Source organism: Mucilaginibacter lacusdianchii, from assembly GCF_009770985.1.
Lineage (GTDB): Bacteria > Bacteroidota > Bacteroidia > Sphingobacteriales > Sphingobacteriaceae > Mucilaginibacter > Mucilaginibacter lacusdianchii.
Genome location: NZ_WSRW01000001.1, coordinates 271153 through 291905, shown reverse-complemented (window position 1 = coordinate 291905; position 20753 = coordinate 271153). Strand labels below are relative to the sequence as shown.

Annotated in this window: 16 protein-coding genes; 14 read left to right on the top strand and 2 right to left on the bottom strand. The window is 40.4% G+C overall.

Annotated elements, in window-relative coordinates:
- Nucleotide 1 precedes the first annotated feature (1 nt).
- The 8 genes from GPM24_RS01350 to GPM24_RS01315 are packed head-to-tail and all read left to right on the top strand — an operon-like array spanning nt 2 to nt 8090.
- A complete protein-coding gene (locus tag GPM24_RS01350) occupies nt 2–853 on the top strand; it encodes a polysaccharide pyruvyl transferase family protein (RefSeq protein WP_158824944.1) in 852 nt (283 codons plus the stop codon).
- Nucleotides 854–865: 12 nt separating this feature from the next.
- Complete coding sequence (locus tag GPM24_RS01345) at nt 866–1963, top strand: glycosyltransferase family protein (protein ID WP_158824943.1); 1098 nt, start codon at nt 866–868, stop codon at nt 1961–1963.
- 22 nt (nt 1964–1985) lie between these two features.
- Nucleotides 1986–3002, top strand: coding sequence for a glycosyltransferase family 2 protein (locus GPM24_RS01340; RefSeq protein ID WP_158824942.1), 1017 nt, complete (start codon nt 1986–1988; stop codon nt 3000–3002).
- Between the two features lie 15 nt (nt 3003–3017).
- Nucleotides 3018–3926 carry a glycosyltransferase gene (locus GPM24_RS01335; RefSeq protein WP_158824941.1) on the top strand — a complete coding sequence of 303 codons (909 nt, stop codon included), beginning with the start codon at nt 3018–3020 and terminating at the stop codon, nt 3924–3926.
- Nucleotides 3926–4906, top strand: coding sequence for a glycosyltransferase family 2 protein (locus GPM24_RS01330; protein ID WP_369409674.1), 981 nt, complete (start codon nt 3926–3928; stop codon nt 4904–4906). Before GPM24_RS01335 ends, GPM24_RS01330 begins: the two co-directional genes overlap by 1 nt.
- Nucleotides 4907–4934: 28 nt before the next feature.
- The gene (locus GPM24_RS01325) at nt 4935–5981 is read left to right on the top strand and encodes a glycosyltransferase family 4 protein (protein WP_158824939.1); all 1047 of its coding nucleotides are present in this window, start codon (nt 4935–4937) and stop codon (nt 5979–5981) included.
- A gap of 33 nt (nt 5982–6014) precedes the next feature.
- Nucleotides 6015–6938, top strand: coding sequence for a glycosyltransferase (locus GPM24_RS01320; RefSeq protein ID WP_158824938.1), 924 nt, complete (start codon nt 6015–6017; stop codon nt 6936–6938).
- Between the two features lie 9 nt (nt 6939–6947).
- Nucleotides 6948–8090 (top strand): glycosyltransferase family 4 protein, encoded by a 1143-nt coding sequence (locus GPM24_RS01315; protein ID WP_158824937.1) that lies wholly within the window; start codon nt 6948–6950, stop codon nt 8088–8090.
- A gap of 23 nt (nt 8091–8113) precedes the next feature.
- On the opposite strand, the gene GPM24_RS01310 is transcribed toward GPM24_RS01315, so the two are convergent.
- Nucleotides 8114–8962 (bottom strand): glycosyltransferase, encoded by an 849-nt coding sequence (locus GPM24_RS01310; RefSeq protein WP_158824936.1) that lies wholly within the window; start codon nt 8960–8962, stop codon nt 8114–8116.
- Nucleotides 8963–9160: 198 nt separating this feature from the next.
- Here GPM24_RS01310 and GPM24_RS01305 point away from each other — a divergent pair, with 198 nt between their 5' ends.
- The 3 genes from GPM24_RS01305 to GPM24_RS01295 all read left to right on the top strand — a co-directional run bounded on the left by GPM24_RS01305 (nt 9161) and on the right by GPM24_RS01295 (nt 17010).
- Nucleotides 9161–11980 carry a TonB-dependent receptor gene (locus GPM24_RS01305; protein WP_233268701.1) on the top strand — a complete coding sequence of 940 codons (2820 nt, stop codon included), beginning with the start codon at nt 9161–9163 and terminating at the stop codon, nt 11978–11980.
- A gap of 79 nt (nt 11981–12059) precedes the next feature.
- Nucleotides 12060–13523 (top strand): beta-helix domain-containing protein, encoded by a 1464-nt coding sequence (locus GPM24_RS01300; protein WP_158824935.1) that lies wholly within the window; start codon nt 12060–12062, stop codon nt 13521–13523.
- Nucleotides 13524–13710: 187 nt separating this feature from the next.
- Entirely contained in the window at nt 13711–17010 is a 3300-nt protein-coding gene (locus tag GPM24_RS01295; protein ID WP_158824934.1) for a TonB-dependent receptor, read from the top strand.
- 90 nt (nt 17011–17100) lie between these two features.
- Here the strand turns inward: GPM24_RS01295 and GPM24_RS01290 are convergent, their stop codons facing one another.
- A complete protein-coding gene (locus GPM24_RS01290) occupies nt 17101–18855 on the bottom strand; it encodes a bifunctional lysophospholipid acyltransferase family protein/GNAT family N-acetyltransferase (RefSeq protein WP_158824933.1) in 1755 nt (584 codons plus the stop codon).
- Between the two features lie 68 nt (nt 18856–18923).
- Between GPM24_RS01290 and GPM24_RS01285 the strand changes: the two genes are divergently transcribed.
- The 3 genes from GPM24_RS01285 to rpsU all read left to right on the top strand — a co-directional run bounded on the left by GPM24_RS01285 (nt 18924) and on the right by rpsU (nt 20683).
- The gene (locus tag GPM24_RS01285) at nt 18924–19793 is read left to right on the top strand and encodes a ComEA family DNA-binding protein (protein ID WP_158824932.1); all 870 of its coding nucleotides are present in this window, start codon (nt 18924–18926) and stop codon (nt 19791–19793) included.
- On the top strand, nt 19790–20317 hold the full coding sequence (locus GPM24_RS01280; RefSeq protein ID WP_158824931.1) for an adenine phosphoribosyltransferase: 528 nt from the start codon (nt 19790–19792) through the stop codon (nt 20315–20317). The genes GPM24_RS01285 and GPM24_RS01280 overlap by 4 nt, the downstream gene beginning before the upstream one ends.
- 174 nt (nt 20318–20491) lie before the next feature.
- Complete coding sequence (rpsU, locus tag GPM24_RS01275) at nt 20492–20683, top strand: 30S ribosomal protein S21 (RefSeq protein WP_158824930.1); 192 nt, start codon at nt 20492–20494, stop codon at nt 20681–20683.
- The last annotated feature ends 70 nt before the right edge of the window (nt 20684–20753 follow it).

Genomic DNA, 20753 nt, shown 5'->3' with positions numbered 1-20753 from the left:
TATGAAGTTACATTATTTTCAGGGTGAGATACCAAATTTTGGAGACGACCTTAATCCTTACATATTCGAGAGCCTGTTCCCTAATTTATTTTCGCGAAATGATGACATTAACTTCTATGGTATAGGTTCAATTTTGGATAACCGGATTCCGGCTGAAGAGAAAGCTATAATATTTGGTACAGGCGTACGCGGCATTCAGGCCGATTACCCGACACAAAACTGGGATATTCGTTTTGTACGCGGACCTATTTCCGCACGTGCCCTGCAATGTAAGTACATAACTGATGGTGCTTATTGCCTGCCATTGCTTTCTGAAAATCTGTTCAATCCGGGTAAAGCTGCCAAAAAATACAAATATTCGTTTGTGCCTTATTTCAGGCACTTAAATAATAAAGCACTGTTATCTGCTTTTACTGATAACAACATACACATTATTAGTCCGGTTGAGCCGTTGCAACAGGTAATTGACGAAATAGCCGCTTCTGAATTTGTTATATGTGGCGCTATGCACGGTGCCATTGTAGCTGATATATGCCGCGTGCCATGGGCTCGGTTTGTGTACGGCTTGCACGGTTATGAGTCGCGCTATGTATCGGAGCTTAAATGGGCCGATTGGATGAACTCGGTAAAGGTAGACCCGTCAAACATGTTAGAGGCTTATTTACCAAATAAAGTAAATAATAAAGTGCTGAGAAAACTGAATGAAGTATTTTACAATAAATCGTTAACCGACTTTGTTGCAAATCAGCATCGTAAGCAACAACTCTACCAACTGTCTGCCGATTTTGTGATGGAAGAAGTTATAAATAAGTTGTCGGACGAAGTGAACGCATTAGCTAAACAATATAGTTAACAAAGTTTGGGTATGAAGGTCTTATTTGTAGCAACACTTCACATGGGTAATTCATATATTGATGATTACTTTGAAGCCTTACAGCGCAAATGCGACGCAACCTGTTCTGTTGATGATTTTTGGCGTAAAGATGCTCGGTATGATGTTATACATTTACATTGGCCTGAAGCTTTAACAGGGTGGGTGAGTCCCGATCAAGATACGCTGAATAAACTCGCTGCCCAGCTACAACATTGGAAAGATGCTGGTGCAAGGCTGGTCATTACCCGGCATAACATTGTGCCGCACGGTGAAAATTTTAAATTGGGCGAAGAGCTTTATACACTTGTTTACTCTTGTTGTGATTATGTGTTGCATTTTGCCAAATACAGTGTCAAAGAATTTTTGAAACGTTATAGCAATCAGCCTTTTTTGGATAAAGTGCAACATGTAGTTATACCGCATGGTAACTATATTTCGCAGGTAACTTATACTAAAGCAGAGTCGCGCAAAACGTTATCTATCCGGCCTGACGCTTTTGTAATCACGGCATTCGGGCATATTCGAAATGCGAATGAAAAAGAGTTGATTCTGCAAGCATACAAACGGCTAAAAATTGATAAAAAATTTTTGGTTGTCCCAAGATGGGAAAGTAAGTCCAGACCATCAATTAAACGTAAGCCTTTAGCTCGCTTATGGTGGGAATGGCAAAAGGTATATAATAAGTCAGGCTATTTTGGACACAAACTGGGTGACCGGCGGGTGTCTGATGAGGAATTAGTGCATTACATTAACGCTACCGATATATTAATGATACCCAGAACAAGCCAGATTCTAAATTCAGGAAATTTATACTTGGGTTTTTCATATGGAAAAGTTGTGGTAGGCCCAGCGTCTGGAAATGTTGGAGAGATATTGAAAGCTACAGGCAATCCTACATTTAACAGTGAAGATTTAAGTACTGTGGTGGACGCCATCGAGAAAGGGGCTGAGTTGTCGGGTGGTAGCTTGCCGCAGGCTAATTATTTATATGCTGCTAACCAATGTTCATGGGATTATATCAGCAACTTAACGCTGGATGTTTACAGAAGCTCATTGATAACATTGCCAAACAGCTATACTAACAGATAGCTTGCTTTTTGAATTAGACACTATGCCAAAAGTTACAATAATAGTACCTACATACAACCGGGCCGATTTGATTGGTGAGACCCTGAACTCGGTTCGGCAGCAGTTGTATACCGACTGGGAATGTGTCATAGCTGACGATCATTCTACCGATGATACAGCCGGAATAGTAGAACAATATAGCAATACTGATAAGCGGTTCAAGTATTTCTTGAACCAAAGAACCAAGGGCGCACAAGGCGCCCGCAATACAGGTATCGACAAAGCAACCGGAGAGTTTGTTGTATTTTTAGATTCTGACGATTTGCTGGCCGACAATTGCCTGCTGAACCGGATAGCATTTGTTGAACAGCACCCCGATTTAGATTTTTATTGTTTTGCCACTGGGGTAATGGACAAAAAGCCTTTTGACAGGGCGGTGATTTGGAACTACCTGAATACAGAGGATGATGACTTAATCCGTTTTCTGCGTCAGGATATGCCTTGGCATACTTCGGGCGTGTTATGGAAAAAAGATACCTTAGTTGACTTGGGTGGCTGGGACGAAGCCGTATTTAGCTGGCAAGATTGGGATATTCACTTAAAATCACTAATAGGTGGAAAATACCGCTACATGAAGTCGGCTAATAACGCAGTCGATTCATTTTACCGGTTGCATAGCAGTGATAATGCCATTAGTGTAAAAGGGTACACGCCGCAAAGCCTTAAGGCCCGGATGTATCTGATTGAAAAATACTTCAGTCTTTTACCGTTAGATAGCGATTTGCAAAAGATTGAATTTGCGCGCTTAGCTTATAGGCAGGCCGTTGAGGTTGCACTGCATTTAGACAGGATACTGGCGGTTAATTTTTTGAAAGGGATTTTAACCAAGCTCAAATTTTCAAAGCTCTATGTAAATACATGGTGTACTTATCTTAATTATAGATATAACCAGTCACTTAGTCAGAATATAAAGAAATTTTTAAAGCTTGTTCCCAAGCTTTTTGGTGATACGGCTTTAACAGTAGAAAGGCGTACGCATATGCAAGCGGTATTAAAATAAAAATCAACCAAAATAATGATTTCGATAGTTGTATCATCTTATAAGGAACACTACTTCCAGCAGTTTGAAAAAAGCGTGGAAAGTACCGTAGGTGTGCCCTATGAAATCATAAAGGTACATAACCCAGGTTTAATGGGCATTTGCGAGGCCTATAATAAAGGTGCCGAAAAGGCCAGGTACAAATACATCTGCTTTTCGCACGAGGATGTGTTGTTTGATACAGCAAATTGGGGTATAAACTTAATTAAACATTTTGAAAATAACCCGTTATTAGGGTTGGTTGGTGTAGCTGGTGCCTCATACAAAACAGCAGTTTTAGGAGGGTGGTTTCCGCCAAACATGCGGTTTATTTATATCAACTTAAAGCAATATGACGAGGCTTCAGGTACAACCGAGCATGTTAAACACAATGCAGATAAGTATTTTGCGCCGGTAGCATCTGTTGACGGCATTTTTATGTGCACTACCAAAAGCATCTGGAACGAAACCCGCTTTGATGATCAACTGCTGAAAAAATATCATTGTTATGATATAGATTTTTCTTTAGCAGTGGGTGAGAAATATACGGTAGCTGTTGTAAACGACATATTGCTAACGCATCTTTCACGGGGTAGTTATGATAAAATGTGGCTTACCGAAAGCTACAAGCTGCATAACAAATGGCGAAAGATATTGCCTAAGGCAACAGAAACTGTCACTAATAAAGAAGTTAGCTATTTAGAAAATGTAGCCTTTTGCCAATTGGTTACAACTGCTTTTAAACTGGAAGCAGGATATTCAATATTATATAAAGTATTTTTCAAATCAATTGGTGTTTTAAACATCAAAACTTTGATGATACCATTAGTAAAAACATTAAAACTTGAGATACAGAAGGGAAGGCGTAAAAAATTAGAAGGTACTAAACAAACTATTTCAATTTAATAATTATCGAAACGCAACCTACATACTTAGCCATCATTATACCTTTTTATAAAGACAGGTATATTTTGGATGCTTTGCAAGCTATTGAAAAGCAAACCAACCAAAACTTTACTGTTTATATTGGTGATGATAATAGTCCAAATTCTATTCAGAGGGCGTTAGATAGCGTGAGTGATGAATTCAGGAAAAAAATAGTCTATCATCGGTTTACTGATAACTTGGGCGGTAAATCTTTAACCAAACAGTGGGAGCGTTGCATTAATTTAAGCAGTGACGAACCTTACATTTGGTTGTTTAGTGATGATGATTTGATGCCAGCCGATGCTGTTGATCGCTTTTACCAATTTATTGGTGATGCATACTCAAGCGACAAAGATTTAATCAGATTTAATGTGCAAATTATTGATGATAACGGCACAATTATCAGACCTGCTCAACCTCATCCCCATTTTGAAACGGCCGAATCATTCTTAACGCGTCGTTTAACCGGCACATGCATCAGCTCGGCTTGCGAATATATTTTTTCGCGACGTATCTATATCGAGAAAAACGGATTTGTAGAATTTCCGCTGGCTTGGTGTGCCGATGACGCCGCCTGGATAAATTTCAGCGAGCAAACCGGTATATATACTATTGGTGGCGCACCAGCCTCTTGGCGAATGGGTGGATTTAATATTTCATCAGACAAAACCAGCAGCTATAAATTAAAAATTCAAGCTTGTATTGAGTTTTTAAAGTTTGCCGAGCAAAAGTTCAGCATTGATCCCCATATTAAAATTGATTGGCTGTTTGGCCATTTAGGCTTGTTGAATCAAACACAAAAAGTGAAATTCTACTTTCATAATGCGTTGTTGAGTAGTGGTTTGTTCGAAAAGACTTTTGTAGTTAAAACTATTGTTTCAAGGTCGGTAGCAAAAGTAAATGAAAAAGCAAAAAAGGCATTCAGTAAAGTTACAGGGCAACCCAAGCAGCTGAGTTAATAAATTAAATTCTAATACTATCCATATAATGAAGGTAAATATACTGGTTAACGGCGTGCCATGGTTCGGAAAATATTCGGGCTACGAATGTTTGGGTAATTACTTTCCGCAAGGTACTAAGGTAACAACAACCTACTCGCCCGATTCTAAACTTATCAGGGCCTTGGGTAAGGGTGTTAATATGTGGTACAACGGTAAGCTGGGCAACATCCGTAATGATGGTATTTGGGCAGCTTACAAGTTTTTGAGAAAAGGAACCAGTCATGATGTTTCCCATATATTATATGCTGATGGCAACCTTAAGCTTTTTGAAACTTTTAACAAAAAAAACAACCTGTTTGGTACTATACACTTTCCTGTGTCTTTTTGGAAAAAGGAGCGTTTAAAGCAGTTGGAGTACTTAAATAACGGAATCATCCTGTATAAAGAAGAACTTGAGCAGTTTGGCGAATATACCAACCCTAACCGGATGAAGTTTATCAGGCATGGCGTGGATACCAACTTTTTTAAACCCGGACCAACGCAGGACGTGAATAAAAAGAAGGTGTTGTTTGTGGGTTCTTTCCTTCGAAACTTTGATATGTTTTTGCAGGTATACAACATGATTGAAAGTAACCTGTCGCGCGAATTTGAATACCATTTCATTGTTCCCGGCCATCAGCGCGGTCATGCAGCGCTCCAAAAGCTGTCAGCTTTTTCGAATGTGTTTTTTCATGAAAAGTTAACTGACGAGGAAATGCTGTGGTATTACCAAACCAGCTACGTATTGCTGATGCCGATGGATGATAGCGGGGCTAATACCGCCATTATTCAAGCTATATCAACCGGCCTACCTGTTATCACTACCGATGTTGGTGGTATCCGATCATACGGTGGCGGCGACATTTATCCATTAATCGCCAATAATGACAGCGTAGGGATGGTAGAACTGTTCAGCAAATTTCAAAGCGATGAAGACTACCGGAATAAAATAGCCAAGCAGCAACGTGACTTTGCTTTAAATGAAATGGACTGGTACAAAATAGCCGGCGAACATTTACAGCATTACCAGCAGGTCATCAGCGCTAATCGTTAAGTCATATAAATTACAGCAAGCATTCATCCTCATATGTTAAGAATTTCGCTCATCATCTGTACACATAATCCTCGTTTAGAGTATTTGAACCGAGTATGGGAATCATTAAAAGTGCAAACTTTAGAATTTGCACAGTGGGAACTACTCCTTATTGATAACGGCAGCAAAACACAGCTTAGCGAAACAATTGATCTTTCATGGCATCCCAATGCACGTATTGTGCGCGAAGATAAGTTAGGCTTAACCCCTGCCAGAATATGTGGTATTGTTAATGCTAAGGCTGATATTCTGTTATTTGTTGATGATGATAACTGTTTGAAAGAAAATTACCTGGAGCTGGGGCTTAACCAGTTTCAGAAAAACCCACTCATCGGAACATTGGGTGCCGGCAAAATCATCCCGGAATTTGAGGTGCAGCCCACCAAAGAAGAAACGCCTTATACCATAATGCTTGCCTTACGTGAAGAGACCAGATCTTACTACTCAAGCGAGGTGAAGTTTAGCAAAGCTATTCCTTATGGTGCGGGTATGTTCATCTTAAAATCCGTAGCATTAAATTATGTTGAATCCTGTGCCAAACGTGCCATATCGGCCGGACTAGACCGTACCGGTGGAGCTTTGCTATCAGGTGGTGATGTTGACTTGGCTTTACATGCCTGTCAGTCTGAATATATAGCCGGAGTAATGCCCGAACTGGAACTGTTGCACATTATCCCTAAATCGCGTTTAGATCATGAATACTTGATCAAAATAGCTGCCGGGCATGCTTATTCACATTATATGCTGGGCAGAATTTGGGGTTACTTTAAAGACTATCCCGAAAATGCTATCTTGAAAAAAATTCGCTATCTGAGCAAAACCAAAAAGATAAGCGGCTTGCGTAAAGCCATATTTATGGCCGAGCATGAAGCCATTGAACAAGCCCGCACGGCCTGGCAAAAATCATCAACCGTATAATTTTACTACATGAAAATTGCTATAGCTAGCTTAGGCGACCCGCGTTCGGTAAAAACCTGGTCGGGTATCCCTGCATATATTATTCCTGCTCTTGAAAAACGCGGACATCAGGTAGTGGGTATCGCTTTAGATAAACCTGCTGAACCTTGGTATTACAACTGGCTTAGAAGATATTATTACCGCTTTCAAAAAAAGTGGTTTATGTCAAGCGTTGAAAAAACGGTATTGCAGGCCATTGGCCGCCAGTTTGACGCCGAGGTAGCGCGTATTCAGCCCGATGTGGTGCTGAGCATTCATGCCGATTTCTTAGCATATACTACATTTAAGCAACCTGCCGTATCTATACATGATACGACTTTTGCTACATTGGTGGGATATTACGGCGATTTTTGTAACCTGACTGAGCGAAGTATCAAAGCGGGTAATGATATGTACGGCAAAGCGCTCGATCGCACAGCGGCAGCCGTATTCTCGGCCGACTGGGCTAGTCAAAGTGCATTGTCAGATTATCATATGCCGGCATCTAAAGTGTTTACTATCCCACTTGGTGCTAACATTACCTATGTACCTAAACCTGATGAAGTAGATAGCTGGATTGATAAGCGTGTTGCTGATAACAATTGCAACCTGCTTTTTTTAGGTATTGCCTGGGAACGCAAAGGCGGGCCTGATGCGTTGCGCATGGTAGCCCATCTAAACAAATTGGGTGTAAAAAGTACATTAACCATTGTAGGAAGCACCCCTAAAATATCTGCCGAATTTGAACCTTTTGTAAACAACGTAGGCTTTTTAAGAAAAAACGTACCTGCCGAAGCGGCGAAGTTTGATGAACTGCTGAAAACTTCAACAGCGCTTATATTGCCTTCACTGGCCGAATGTTATGGCTGTGTGTTTTGCGAGGCTAACGCTTATGGTTTGCCATCATTAGGCCGTAATACCGGCGGCATTCCCGAAATTATAAAAGAAGGTGTAAATGGCTTTATGCTGGGTCAATCCGAATCGGCCGAAGCATTTGCCGAAAGATGGGCTGAAGTTTGGCAGGATAAAGAGCAATATCGATTACTTTCTAAAACCTCACGCAAAGAGTTTGAAACCAGGTTAAACTATGATGTTTTTGCGGAGAAGCTGGAAGAAGTAATCCGTAACATATAACAATCCTGCTTTGCACCTCATCCTCATTTAAGAGATTGCATAGCAAAAAACTTCAACAGCTTTAAATGATTCGTGCTGAAAGGCATTCTTGAAAAATATATTCTCCAATACCGCAGGCTTAAATTTTTTAAGCCTGCTTTGTATGCGCCTAAAATATAATGGTAATAATTGAAGTGCTCTATCTTGGCATTTGATTGAGTATTTATGCGGATAGGCAGTGTTTTTTGATACTTGCTGTGCAAAATGTCTGTTGCTGCGTACCATCCATTATCTATCCGGCCTGCCGAAAAGTGCTCTATTAAAATTTCGTTGGTTACCACAACATCCAGTTGGTATACCTTGGCTTCGAAAGCGATGTTAAGGTCATAACAGTGATAGCCGGGTATAGCTTCGTTAAAGGCTAAGCCGTTTGCTTTGTTTGTACAAATAAACACACCATCTACAGCGGCCACATTCGTATACTTTTCTTCACCTTGCCAACCCACATGCTCCATTACCGATGGATTGTTGGTTCTGTGTTGTAAAATGTGTATCACCCTGTTTTCAACACCATTATCCCATAGGGCAGAAGGGGCCTGAGTTTTGTATTTACTACCTGCAACGCCTAAACAGCCTAGCTTGGGCATTTGAGCAAAGTATTGTATAACCACCTGCCCCCAATTTGCGGTGTGGATATGCAAATCTTCATGAATAAATGCTACAATATCATACTTGGATTTCTGAAACCCTAAGTTGTAAGCTTTCGTTAGCGACATTGCGTTCGCATTTTCAATAACAATTAATTCGTATGCAGTACCAATGGTATCTTCAATATTAACTTTTAAATTTTGAAGTAGTTGTGGTTTGTAACTGGATACAACAATTGAAATCATAAAGCTTATTTGTTTCAATATTACTAATTAAAACAGGCTAAATGAAATAAAATCTTAAAGGCGACGCATGTATTAACTTATGCTAGTGAGTATTGAGTTCGTAATATTAGATTAACAATTCATATAAATACAGGTAATATAACAATAATATTCACCTAATGTAGGGCTGATACTTTTGCCGATATCAATCAGTTAAAAGTGAAACATTCAACTCCCCGCCTTTTATCTTATTCTCTGTTACTTTTTTTATTAGTTGCTATTCAATCCGGTTACGCACAAACAGCCGGAAAATTGTCGGGCAAAATTACCGATACCAAAACCGGCGAAACGCTTATTGGTGCTACTGTATTAATACAGGGTACCAACCTGGGCGCTGCTGCTAATGTTACCGGCGATTATACGGTTGTGAATATCCCGGCTGGTACTTATACAGTATTAGTAAGATACGTAGGTTATCAGAACAAATTAATATCTGATGTTCAGATTAAAGCTAATGCTGCTACACCGCTAAATATCACACTCGACCAGGCGAATACTCAGCAGCTAAAAGAGGTAACTGTTAGAGCTACCTACCGCCAAGAATCGGTTAACTCATTATATGCTCAGCAAAAAAACAGAGCCGTTATTTCAGATGGTATCTCATCCGATCAAATTGCCCGCAGCCCCGACCGTAGTACAGGCGAAGCATTGCGACGGGTAAGCGGTACTACCATTCAGGATAACCGCTTTGTGATAGTAAGAGGTTTGAGCGACCGTTATAATAATGCCCGGCTGGATAACACTACTTTGCCTAGCACCGAGCCTAACCGCAAAGCTTTTTCATTTGATATTGTTCCGGCCAACCTGGTAGATAATATTGTTATCAGCAAAACGGCAACCCCCGATTTGCCGAGCGATTTTGCCGGTGGCTCTATTCAGATTATCACCAAAGATATTCCGGATCAGAACTTTTTGACCTTGAGCGCTGGCGCAAGCTACAATAGCCAGTCAACCTTTAAAGATTTCAATTACGGACCGCGCTTTACAGAAAATTACTTTGCTTTTGATAATTACCGTCAGTTGCCGTCTAACTTTCCTAAAAGTGAAGAAGATTTTGATAACTTATCAAGTCAGCAGCAAATATCTGCCTTAAGAAGATTGCCGCGTGTTTGGACTATTGGTCAGTCAAAAGCCACGCCTTATCAAGATTATCAGGCAAGTATTGGCCGGGTTAAAGAATTTAAAAACGGCGGCCGCTTTGGGTTTGTAGGATCGTTAACCTATCATAACAACGAAACGGTTACACCCGAAATAACCAGAGATTATTTTGTGTATAATTTTAGCGATCGGGCTAATTTGTTTTCAACCAACATCGGCGGATTAGCTAACTTTTCTTACACAAAAGGTAAGAATAAGTTCAGTTTTAAAAACTTGTACAACCGTATTTTAGACGATAAGTATACTTATCGTACGGGTTATGATGAAAGTCGTGGTAGCGATATTCAGTATTACGCAATAGATATGCTTATTAAGGGATTGTTCAAAACAACCCTTGAGGGCGAACATCAGCTTAACGATAAAAACAAATTGAACTGGAATTTATCATATGCTAACGTGGTAAACATCCAACCAGATCAACGTAAGGTTGGTTATCAACGTAATATTACTGATCGGAACAATCCGAACGTGCCGTTTCTTTCAACCAGCACTTCCATTAACCGCGAGAATAATCGCCTGTTTTCTAATTTGAATGAAGACTTGTTTAATGGTAGTGTAAACGACCAATACAATTTCAATATGTTTTCCAAGCCAGCCATTTTGAAGGTGGGGTTGGGTGGTCAGTATCGTAAACGTAGTTTTGATGCTCGTTTAATAGGTCTTGCGTTAAATGCAGCAGATCCGGATATCCAGTCCAGACCATTAAGCACGTTGTATGGATTAGATTTAATTAATAGCGGTGCTTATCGTTTTGAGGAAATTACAGGGCCTGGTGATAGTTATGATGGACATTCGTATACCGCATTTGGTTATGCTATGTTGGATAACAGAATTGGTGATAAATCGAGAGTTGTATGGGGCTTACGTGCAGAAAAATTCAACCTGGACTTAACGCCGATGGGGGTGATTAACCAAGATGCTCACCTGGATAATCTTGACCTTTTACCATCAGTAAATTATACCTACAGCTTAACGACTAAATCTAATTTCCGGGCATCCTATTACCGAACGCTGGCAAGGCCGGAGTTTAGAGAGTTAGCTGTTTTCTCTTACTATGATTATGAAAATATCTTCACACTGCAGGGAAATCCTAATTTGAAGAGAACGCTGATAGATAATTTTGACCTTCGATATGAAATTTTTCCGGGAGCAGGAGAAGTGCTTTCAGTATCGGCGTTTTACAAGCACTTCAACAACGCTATAGAAACCGCTCTTGAAGACCGGAATTCTACTCCTCAAATCGATTATATAAATACAAAAAAGGCAACCGTTTATGGAGCAGAACTGGAAGTTCGTCATTCATTATCGTTTGTTGACAATGGTTCTGCATGGTTAAAGAATATATTTCTTTACGCAAACGGATCATTAATAAAATCTATTGTAAAAAACCCGACTAACGGGGATTTATACCTTCACGCCGAGCGACCTTTAGTGGGACAAGCACCCTATAGCATCAATGCTGGTTTACAATATAATGCCTTTCAAAATAAGCTGAACTTAAGTGCCTTGTACAACCGTATAGGCCGCCGCATACTTTACATCGGCCGGTCAAAGTTTGAAGATGTTTGGGAAGCGCCACGTGATGTACTGGATTTTCAGGCCAGCTACCGTGTGCTGAAAGGTAAAGGACAAATAAAACTAAATACCAGCAACCTGCTTAACAGCCGCACGCTATTCTACTTTGATTATACTAAAGATCATAAGTATAGCGGGGCCAGCACCATTACTGATTCATCAACAGGTGCAGTTCGCTCTGATGAAATATTCAACAAGTATTTTACTGGCATAACTATTTCATTGTCTGTTAATTACACATTTTAAGTAGCCTGCTTACAATCTTTTAACATACCATTCATATTCACATTAACTTCATTTAATTCTTTTGCACAAAACAAAAAGTATGAAAAAACCTCTATTAATTGCACTGTTAGGATTATCCTTATTTGCAACATCTTGCTCTAAAAACAATAGCGACGAAGATTTTACTACTACTAATCCGCCGGTTACCAATACCGGTAATGTAGTTGAAGTTTCGGGTGATATATCAGCAAACACAACCTGGACTGCTGACAAGATTTATTTATTAAAAGGATTTGTTTATGTTACCAACGGCGCAACTTTAACTGTTGAGCCAGGTACTATTATTAAAGGTGATAAAGCATCTAAAGCTACATTGGTAGTTACCAGAGGTGCTAAAATAATGGCTGTTGGTACTGCTGATAAACCTATCGTATTCACTTCAAACGTCGCTTCAGGCGGTCGTCGCGAAGGTGACTGGGGTGGTATCATCCTGTTAGGTAAAGCGCCGGTAAACCAAGGTTCAAACGTAGGTATTGAAGGTGGTTTAACGCCAACCGGCGGTGGCGACGCTGCTAAATACATTCAGTACGGTGGTTCTGATGCAGCCGACAACTCTGGTAAATTGAAATATGTTCGTATCGAGTTCGGCGGTATTCCGTTTTCAGTTGATAACGAAATCAACGGTTTAACCATGGGTGGCGTTGGTAACGGTACTGAAATTGATTATGTGCAAGTTTATCGTTCTGGCGACGACTCTTTTGAGTGGTTCGGTGGTACTGTAAATGCTAAGCACTTATTATCAATTGGCGCTTGGGATGATGACTTTGATACCGATTTTGGTTTCTCTGGTAAAATTCAATTTGCCTTAGCTCAGCGTTATCCGTTGGTAGCCGATCAGTCTGGCTCAAACGGCTTTGAATCTGACAACGATGGTAATGGTTCAGCTTTAACTCCAAAAACTTCAGCTGTGTTTTCAAACATAACCGTAGTTGGTCCTTTAGCTGCTGCTGGTACTAAAATTAACGGTTTCTTCCAACACGCTGCACAAATCCGCAGAAATTCATCAATCAGCACTTTCAATTCAATCTTTGCAGGTTTTCCTGAAGGTATTTATTTTGATGACGAGTCTAAAGCGGGTCTGTCTAAAGCTACTAGCACTAATTACACCAATGGCGACTTAATGTTCAAAAATAACCTGATTTACGGTTGCAACATTAAATCAAACGAAGTAAAAGGTACCAACAAAGCTGACTTTGAAACTAAGCTGCGTGCCGAAAATTCATTTGTAGCAGATAGCTATGCTGCTCTATTAATTGCTGATCCTTACAGATATCCGGCAGATATTGTAGCAGCTAGTGCTAATCCTGGTGCTCCTAATTTTACTGTAAAAGCTGGTTCACCTGCTGAAACTGGTGCTGCATTTACTGATACAAAATTGAACGACACATTCTTTGATAAAACAGTTGCTTACAAAGGTGCTTTCGGTACTACCGATTGGTCTGCTGGTTGGGCTGTTTACAATCCACAAACTTTACCTTACACCACTCCAGGTGCTGTAAAATAAAGTATAGTTAAATAAGGCGCCATTTGTTTAAGTGGCGCTTTATTTACAAAAATTTGCAAGTATATATTATACATCTTCTTTCAAAAACCACTTTAAATAATGATTAACTTAAGATGAATAACATAATTTTATCTTAACATACTCTTAACATGGGCTTGGCAATTTTGCGACAAACAAAATAAGCAAAATGAAAAGGCTCTACTTTATCATCTTATCCGCAATTTTACTGATAACGCATCAGGCGGCGATGGCGCAAATTACCACCGCTACAGTTACCGGACGTGTAACTGATGGCAAGGGCGGTACTTTACCAGGCGTAACTATTTCGGTGGTGAATACATCTACCGGTACACGCTATGGCGCACAAACTAATGCCGATGGTCGTTATACTATAGTGAATATCAACCCCGGAGGCCCCTATACTATATCTGCCTCTTTTGTTGGTTTTAAAAAGGACGAACGTGCGGGCATCAACTTAGGTTTAGGCAGTGTAACTTATAACTTTTTGTTAGGCGACGAAGCTACCGCTTTAAAGGAAGTTACGGTTAAAGCTACTACCGGCGGTACCCGTACCGGCACCGGAACACGCATCAATTCCAACCAGCTCAAAACCCTGCCTACCATTAGCCGTAGTTTGCAGGATTTTACCCGTACTACACCACAAAGCAACAACAATTCATTTTTGGGTACCAACTTCCGTTACAATAACGTAACGCTTGACGGTGCAATTAATAATGATGCCATTGGCTTCAGCCCATCTTTAGGCGGGCAGGGCGGAACATCAGGCCAGCCAGGCAGCAGTACCCGTACCAACCCGGTATCTATTGACGCTATTCAGGATATACAGGTTTACCTGGCACCTTACGACGTGAAAATTGGTAACTTTTTAGGTGGTAGTATAAACGCCGTAACTCGCAGTGGTACAAACGTTGTAAGCGGATCTGTTTATGCCTTTGGCAGAAATGCTAGCATTACCGGTAAGAACAAAGCTGGCGATAACTCTAAACTGCCTTCTTCTTTCCACGAGTATCAAACCGGTTTCCGTTTGGGTTTCCCAATCATCAAAAACAAGTTATTCTTCTTCACCAACGAAGAGATAACCCGTCGTCAGGATCCGGTTATTCTGGCCGCAGGTTCTGCTGATATGCCGATCATCAACCGTGCGCAGGCACAGCAAATACAGCAATATATGTTTCAGAACTATGGGTTAGATCCAGCTAACAATAGCATTGATAACTATAACATATATTCACGTTCAAACAAATTTTTTAACCGTTTAGACTGGAATATCAACGAGAAGAACCAGTTGTCTATCCGTAATAATACCATTACTTCACAAGCTACCAACCTAGAGCGCGATCAGCAAAACTTCCGTTTTGGCAGCATTGATTATAAGCAAGTCAACAATCAAAACTCTACCGTGGCAGAGTTGAAAACCCGTTTCAACAACAGCTTATCAAATAGTTTAATTGTGGGTTATTCAGACATTCACGATTATCGTCAGCCATTGTCAAACCCTGCTTTGCCACAAATTGAAATTGCATCAAACGGTGGTACTATATTTTTAGGTACCGACCGCGAGGCCAGCATTTTTGATATGAAGCAAAAAACTTTCGAGTTTACCGATAACTTTACCTGGGTAAAAGGTAATCATACCTTCACGTTTGGTACCCACAATGAGCTGTATAACATCACTTATGGTTTTGTGAACTCTTGGAACGGCCGTGTGGCGTATAGCAGTGTTGATGATTTTTTGAATAACCGTCCAAACCGCGTACGTACCAACTTTAACTATACAGATAACAGCCGCGATTATATTATAAACAATCCGCCGGCTAAGTTTAAAGTAAACTTGTTCAGCTTATACGGACAAGACGAAATTCAAATAGGGGATAACCTGAAAATTACACCAGGCATCCGTTTTGATTTAGCGGATATGCCAAACAAGCAACCTTTAAGCGCTAAAACAACTAACGCCCCGGTTGATCCTCGTTATGGAACTACTTACACGTATACATTACCAAAAGATATCCGCAATGATTTCTTAGGTCAGGTACAAATATCACCGCGTTTAGGCTTTAACTATGACGTGAACGGCGATCAGAGTATCATTGTACGCGGTGGTACCGGCATCTTTACAGGTCGTATTCCATTTGCCTGGTTAGGTTATGCTTATTATAACAACGGCGCAACTTACGGCGCGTTTGATAAGCGCTATACTTACACTGCAACAGCTACCACCCCAGTTTCACTGCCTGCTGCTGGTTCAGATCCTATTCGCGATGCGTTAACCGGCAGAGGTGAAGCTGGATTTGCGCAGAAACAAGGAGTAAACGTTAATGATGCTAATGGTGCAACACAGGTAGACTTAATTGACAATAACTTTAAAATGCCGCAAGCCTGGAGAAGCAGCTTAGCTGTTGATTATAAAACAGACAACCAGTGGCGCTTTACCATTGAAGGTATATATACCAAAGTTATTCATGATTTGCAGTTTAAGCACATCAACCTGGTTGATAATCCAATTTATTACCCGTATGATGTTAATCATCAACAGCCAATTTATCGTGGAATACCTGCACCTACTGCCAGTAACCCAAATGCAACAACACAAGCCATCAACCCGCTTTATACAAATGCCTACTTGCTGACCAATACCAATAAAGGTTATCGTTACAGCATTACCGGTCAAATTGGTAAAAGCTTCCCATTCGGACTTGATTTAAGTGCGGCTTATACTTACGGACAGTCAAAAGATCTAACCAATGGTATCCGTAACTCAATGGAGTCAAACTGGCAGTTAAACCAAGCGCTTAATCCAAACAACCCGGATCTGGCTTACTCAAACTTTGATATCCGCCATCGCATTGTTTCAACGGCTAATTACCGCGTAAACTGGAATAATGGTGGCAAATGGATTAGCAATTTTTCGCTGTTCTTTAACGCACAATCTGGTACGCCTTACTCGTTAGGTTTTGTGAATAGTACTATCGACGGTACTGCACAAACCGTAAGTTTGGTTTACATTCCAAAAGTAGGCGAAACGGCAAATTTCTTTGCCAATACCCCAGCTGGTCAGGGCCAAGCTGCTGCGTTTGATGCTTATATCAACAGTAATAAATACCTAAGCAGCCGTCGTGGCGATTTTACCGAGCGTAATGGTGCTCGCACACCATGGAACTACCAAGCCGATTTTCGTTTCTCGCAAGATTGGAACATTGGTGGCAATGGTAAGCACAGACATACCATCACCCTTACTTATGATATCATCAACCTGACTAACTTATTGAACAAAAAATGGGGTATTCAGTACTTTTCGCCAAACACGTTTAACTCAACCTCAAGCGTGGGCTTAAAACAAGCTACAGCGGGTACTGCTACTACTAACCCAATTTACACCTTTAGCCAAAATGATGTAACCAGCTATTCTAAAGATTTCTTTGCATCTCGCTGGCAAATGCAGTTCGGCGCTCGCTATAGCTTCTAAACTACAACTAAAACAATAACCAAAAGCCGCCTTTCTCTGTTGAGAAGGCGGCTTCTTTTTTATCTTGTTTGCTGAGTTATTTTTAATTGCCTACATACTCCGGCCAAGCTTTTCTAAAATATCCTTAGGTACTTTCTGTAAATCAAGCACTAAAAAGCCATCCAGGCAATCGGCAAATTTTGGGTCAATATTAAAGCAGATGATCTTGGCATTTAAAGCAATGTATTGGCGCAGCAATACAGGTACCTTTATATTATGTGTTTCAATTTCTGATATCAAATTGTCCAGCGCTTTAAACGTATCATCGCCTTCCAACAGCAAATCGGTATCGATGCTCGAAAAATCTACTTTAAATTGCTTACGTGGTTTCACATATTGCGCCATTTCATGATCGAAATGGTGCCGGGTAATGTAATCAACAATTAATGATTTAGAAAACTTCGAAAATGTATTACTGATACTTACCGGACCAATCAAATAACGATACCGCGGATTTTCTATTAAGTATTTTAAAATGCCTTTCCACAACAAAAACAGAGGAAGGGGTTTGCGCTGGTATTCTTTCCGTATCCAAGAACGGCCTAATTCCAGACTGTTTTTTAGTACATCGGTAAACTGCGATTTAATTTTGAACAGTTCGGCAATGTAAAAACCGTTTTTGCCCATACTCTCAAAAATCTCATCACCTAAACCAATACGGTAGGCACCCACAATCATCTTGGTTTTTACGTCCCAGATAAACAAGTGCTGATAGTAAATATCATATTCATCCAGGTCGGTGCTGTTATTAGTGCCCTCACCAATTTCGCGGAAGGTTACCTCACGCAAACGGCCGATTTCACGAATGATGTTTGGAATTAATGCGGTAGGGGCGATATAAACCTCATAGTTCTTTTCAGTCCATACCCGATAGTTGTCACGCAAAGGTATTACTTCCTGCTCCAGCAAATCGGCTTCGGTAGGTGGAACAATGTCTTTAGCGCTTTTCCAAATTTTAAACAAGTTACGCGGGTTGAATATCTTTTTCTCGTTTTCCAATCCGGCACCCAATGCATAAGTTTTGGCCCGCAAAAAATTCAGCAGCTTGGTAGTGTTATTATAGTAAGGTATATCCTGCACATATATAGGTTTACCAATGCGCAGCTTAATGGTATGTCCTTGTTTATTAAACAGCTCTGATGGTAATTTAGCCGTGCGCAGGGTAGGGTGTATCAGACTTAATAAATTGAACAGCAGCCCATTATTTCCATGAAAGTAAATAGGCACCACCGGAACCTTAGATTTGGCAATGATTTTACCTACTACGGGATGCCACATACGGTCGGTTACCTGCTGGGTGTCTAATTTATAGGTAGATACCTCGCCAGCCGGGAAAATGCCCAGAGGCGTACCATTCTTTAAAAGTTCTAACGTTGTTTTGATTCCGCTGATGCTAGAGGAGTGTTCCACGTTCTCGAACGGATTAACGGCTACAAAGTAATCGCTAAGATTCGGTATCTTCTTTAATATAAAGTTGGCCATTAGCTTAGCATCGGGTCGCGCCATGCATAGTATCTTCAACAGCACCATGCCTTCAATGCCACCATAAGGGTGATTGGCAATGGCGATAAAGCTGCCGTTGGCCGGTAAATTTTTCAACTCGTTTTCATCAAAATCAATGTTAACACCGCATCCTTCTAAAATAGCGTCTACAAACTCGGGGCCTTGTTTGGGCTGGGCCTGGGCAAACAGTTCGTTTACCTTGTTTATTTTCATGAGCTCCATCAGTAAAGCAGCCAAGCCAGGCATCCGCAACTTATTCAATTTAGTGGCCTTGGCAAACTCATCAGTGGTTAGTAATTTCATGGTATCAGGGGTATCAAGACAAATTTTATTAAAAATATGTAATTTAACGGCGCTATTCCTTATCAAGTTTGAAAACGCCCATTAAAAATTACCTTTCTATAACCAAAACCGAATGGAACGGTATGGTGGTGTTAATAGCATTGATTGCAATTGTGCTGGCAGCACCTTATATAGGTCAGTTGTTGCACAAAGATACGACAATAAATTTTAAGAAGTTTGAAGCTGCTGCTGCACAGCTTAGGCAAGCAGGAGGGGACGCCTACCTGCAGGATGACGAACCGGAAACCGGTGACACCGTAGTTGCTCATCCAACGCTATTCGCTTTTAATCCCAATCGCTTACCGGTAGCGCAGTGGCAAAAACTTGGACTCACTATGCGGCAAATTAAAGGCATCAAAAACTACGAGGCCAAAGGTGGCCACTTTTATATCAAAGCCGACGTTCAAAAAATGTACACTTTAACGGCTGATGACTATAAACGATTGGAACCTTATATTACTATCCCAAAAACGGCAAATGAAAGTTACGAGAAGCCATTTGTCGTTGTAGAGTTAAACACTGCCGATTCAGCTAAACTTGTACAATTAAAAGGTATAGGCCCCGGCTTTGCCAGGCATATAATCAGTTATAGACAACGTTTAGGTGGCTTTTGTAAGAAGCAGCAATTAAAAGAGATTTTTGGCTTTGATGATAGTAAGTATCAGGATTTGCAAAAGCAGATAACGGTTAACGCCCGTAAGGTGCATAAAATAGATATCAATCATGCAGAGTTCGAGGATTTGAAGAATTTCCCTTACCTGGGTTACAAGCAGGTTAACGCCATTATACAGTATCGCAAACAACACGGTAATTATGAAACGCTGAACGAGATGCGGAACATTGCCATTATGGATGACGAAATTTTACGTAAAATTGCGCCTTATTTAGTGTTTAAATGATAGAGCAGCAGATAAAGTCGGCCATACGCGATATTCCTGATTTCCCAAAACCAGGAATTGTATTTAAAGATATAACGCCCATTTTGAAAGACCCGATATTGTGTGAAAGAATCATTGACGCCTTTGTGCTGCAACTGTCCGGTACAAAAATAGATGTGGTGGCGGGAGTGGAAAGCAGGGGATTTTTATTTGGTTTACAACTGGCAGGCAAGTTGGGTGTGCCTTTTGTGCCCGTGCGCAAGGCAGGTAAACTGCCTTATACCGTTAAGCAAAAAGTATATGAACTTGAATACGGTAGTGCTACCATTGAATTACATACTGATGCTTTTAAGCCAGGGCAGCATGTACTACTCCATGACGATTTGTTGGCTACCGGTGGTACCGTAACGGCAGCTAGTGATCTGATACAGGAAATGGGAGGCATAGTAGCCGGCTTTTCATTCGTGGTAGGGCTAAGTTCATTAAAGGGTTGTGAAAAAATTGCACCGTTATCTGGTAAAATTGTAGTGTTGGCCGAGTACTAATATGCCGGTTTTAAGCTTTACACATTACTTACTTGTTTGATATTGCGAATTGACCGGGCTATAACATTGATAATCTGATTATTGTAGATAAAAATGAACTATTAATAATAATTTAAAAATTCCAATCCTATTACTTATCTTTGCAGTTCCTGAAAGGAGGTATTTAGAAGGATTATGATTATTATCAATGTAAAAGACGGCGAATCATTAGATAAAGCGCTGAAACGTTTTAAAAAGAAATTTGAAAAAACCGGTGTTTTGCGCGAACTGCGCAGTCGTCAGGCTTACGAAAAGAGATCAGTTACCCGCAGAAATGTGGTGAAACATGCCGTCTACAAACAAGGCTTAAATCAGGAGACCGTTTAATTTTTAAACATCCTTTTTTGATATATTAAAACTATTTGTACTTTGCCTTTCTGGCATTGCACAAATAGTT

Coding starts and splice junctions, on each gene's coding strand:
- GPM24_RS01290 (WP_158824933.1), bottom strand. CDS start 18,855: ATGAAATTACTAACCACTGATGAGTTTGCCAAGGCCACTAAATTGAAT.
- GPM24_RS01320 (WP_158824938.1), top strand. CDS start 6,015: ATGTTAAGAATTTCGCTCATCATCTGTACACATAATCCTCGTTTAGAG.
- GPM24_RS01345 (WP_158824943.1), top strand. CDS start 866: ATGAAGGTCTTATTTGTAGCAACACTTCACATGGGTAATTCATATATT.
- GPM24_RS01325 (WP_158824939.1), top strand. CDS start 4,935: ATGAAGGTAAATATACTGGTTAACGGCGTGCCATGGTTCGGAAAATAT.
- GPM24_RS01335 (WP_158824941.1), top strand. CDS start 3,018: ATGATTTCGATAGTTGTATCATCTTATAAGGAACACTACTTCCAGCAG.
- rpsU (WP_158824930.1), top strand. CDS start 20,492: ATGATTATTATCAATGTAAAAGACGGCGAATCATTAGATAAAGCGCTG.
- GPM24_RS01300 (WP_158824935.1), top strand. CDS start 12,060: ATGAAAAAACCTCTATTAATTGCACTGTTAGGATTATCCTTATTTGCA.
- GPM24_RS01340 (WP_158824942.1), top strand. CDS start 1,986: ATGCCAAAAGTTACAATAATAGTACCTACATACAACCGGGCCGATTTG.
- GPM24_RS01350 (WP_158824944.1), top strand. CDS start 2: ATGAAGTTACATTATTTTCAGGGTGAGATACCAAATTTTGGAGACGAC.
- GPM24_RS01280 (WP_158824931.1), top strand. CDS start 19,790: ATGATAGAGCAGCAGATAAAGTCGGCCATACGCGATATTCCTGATTTC.
- GPM24_RS01315 (WP_158824937.1), top strand. CDS start 6,948: ATGAAAATTGCTATAGCTAGCTTAGGCGACCCGCGTTCGGTAAAAACC.
- GPM24_RS01295 (WP_158824934.1), top strand. CDS start 13,711: ATGAAAAGGCTCTACTTTATCATCTTATCCGCAATTTTACTGATAACG.
- GPM24_RS01310 (WP_158824936.1), bottom strand. CDS start 8,962: ATGATTTCAATTGTTGTATCCAGTTACAAACCACAACTACTTCAAAAT.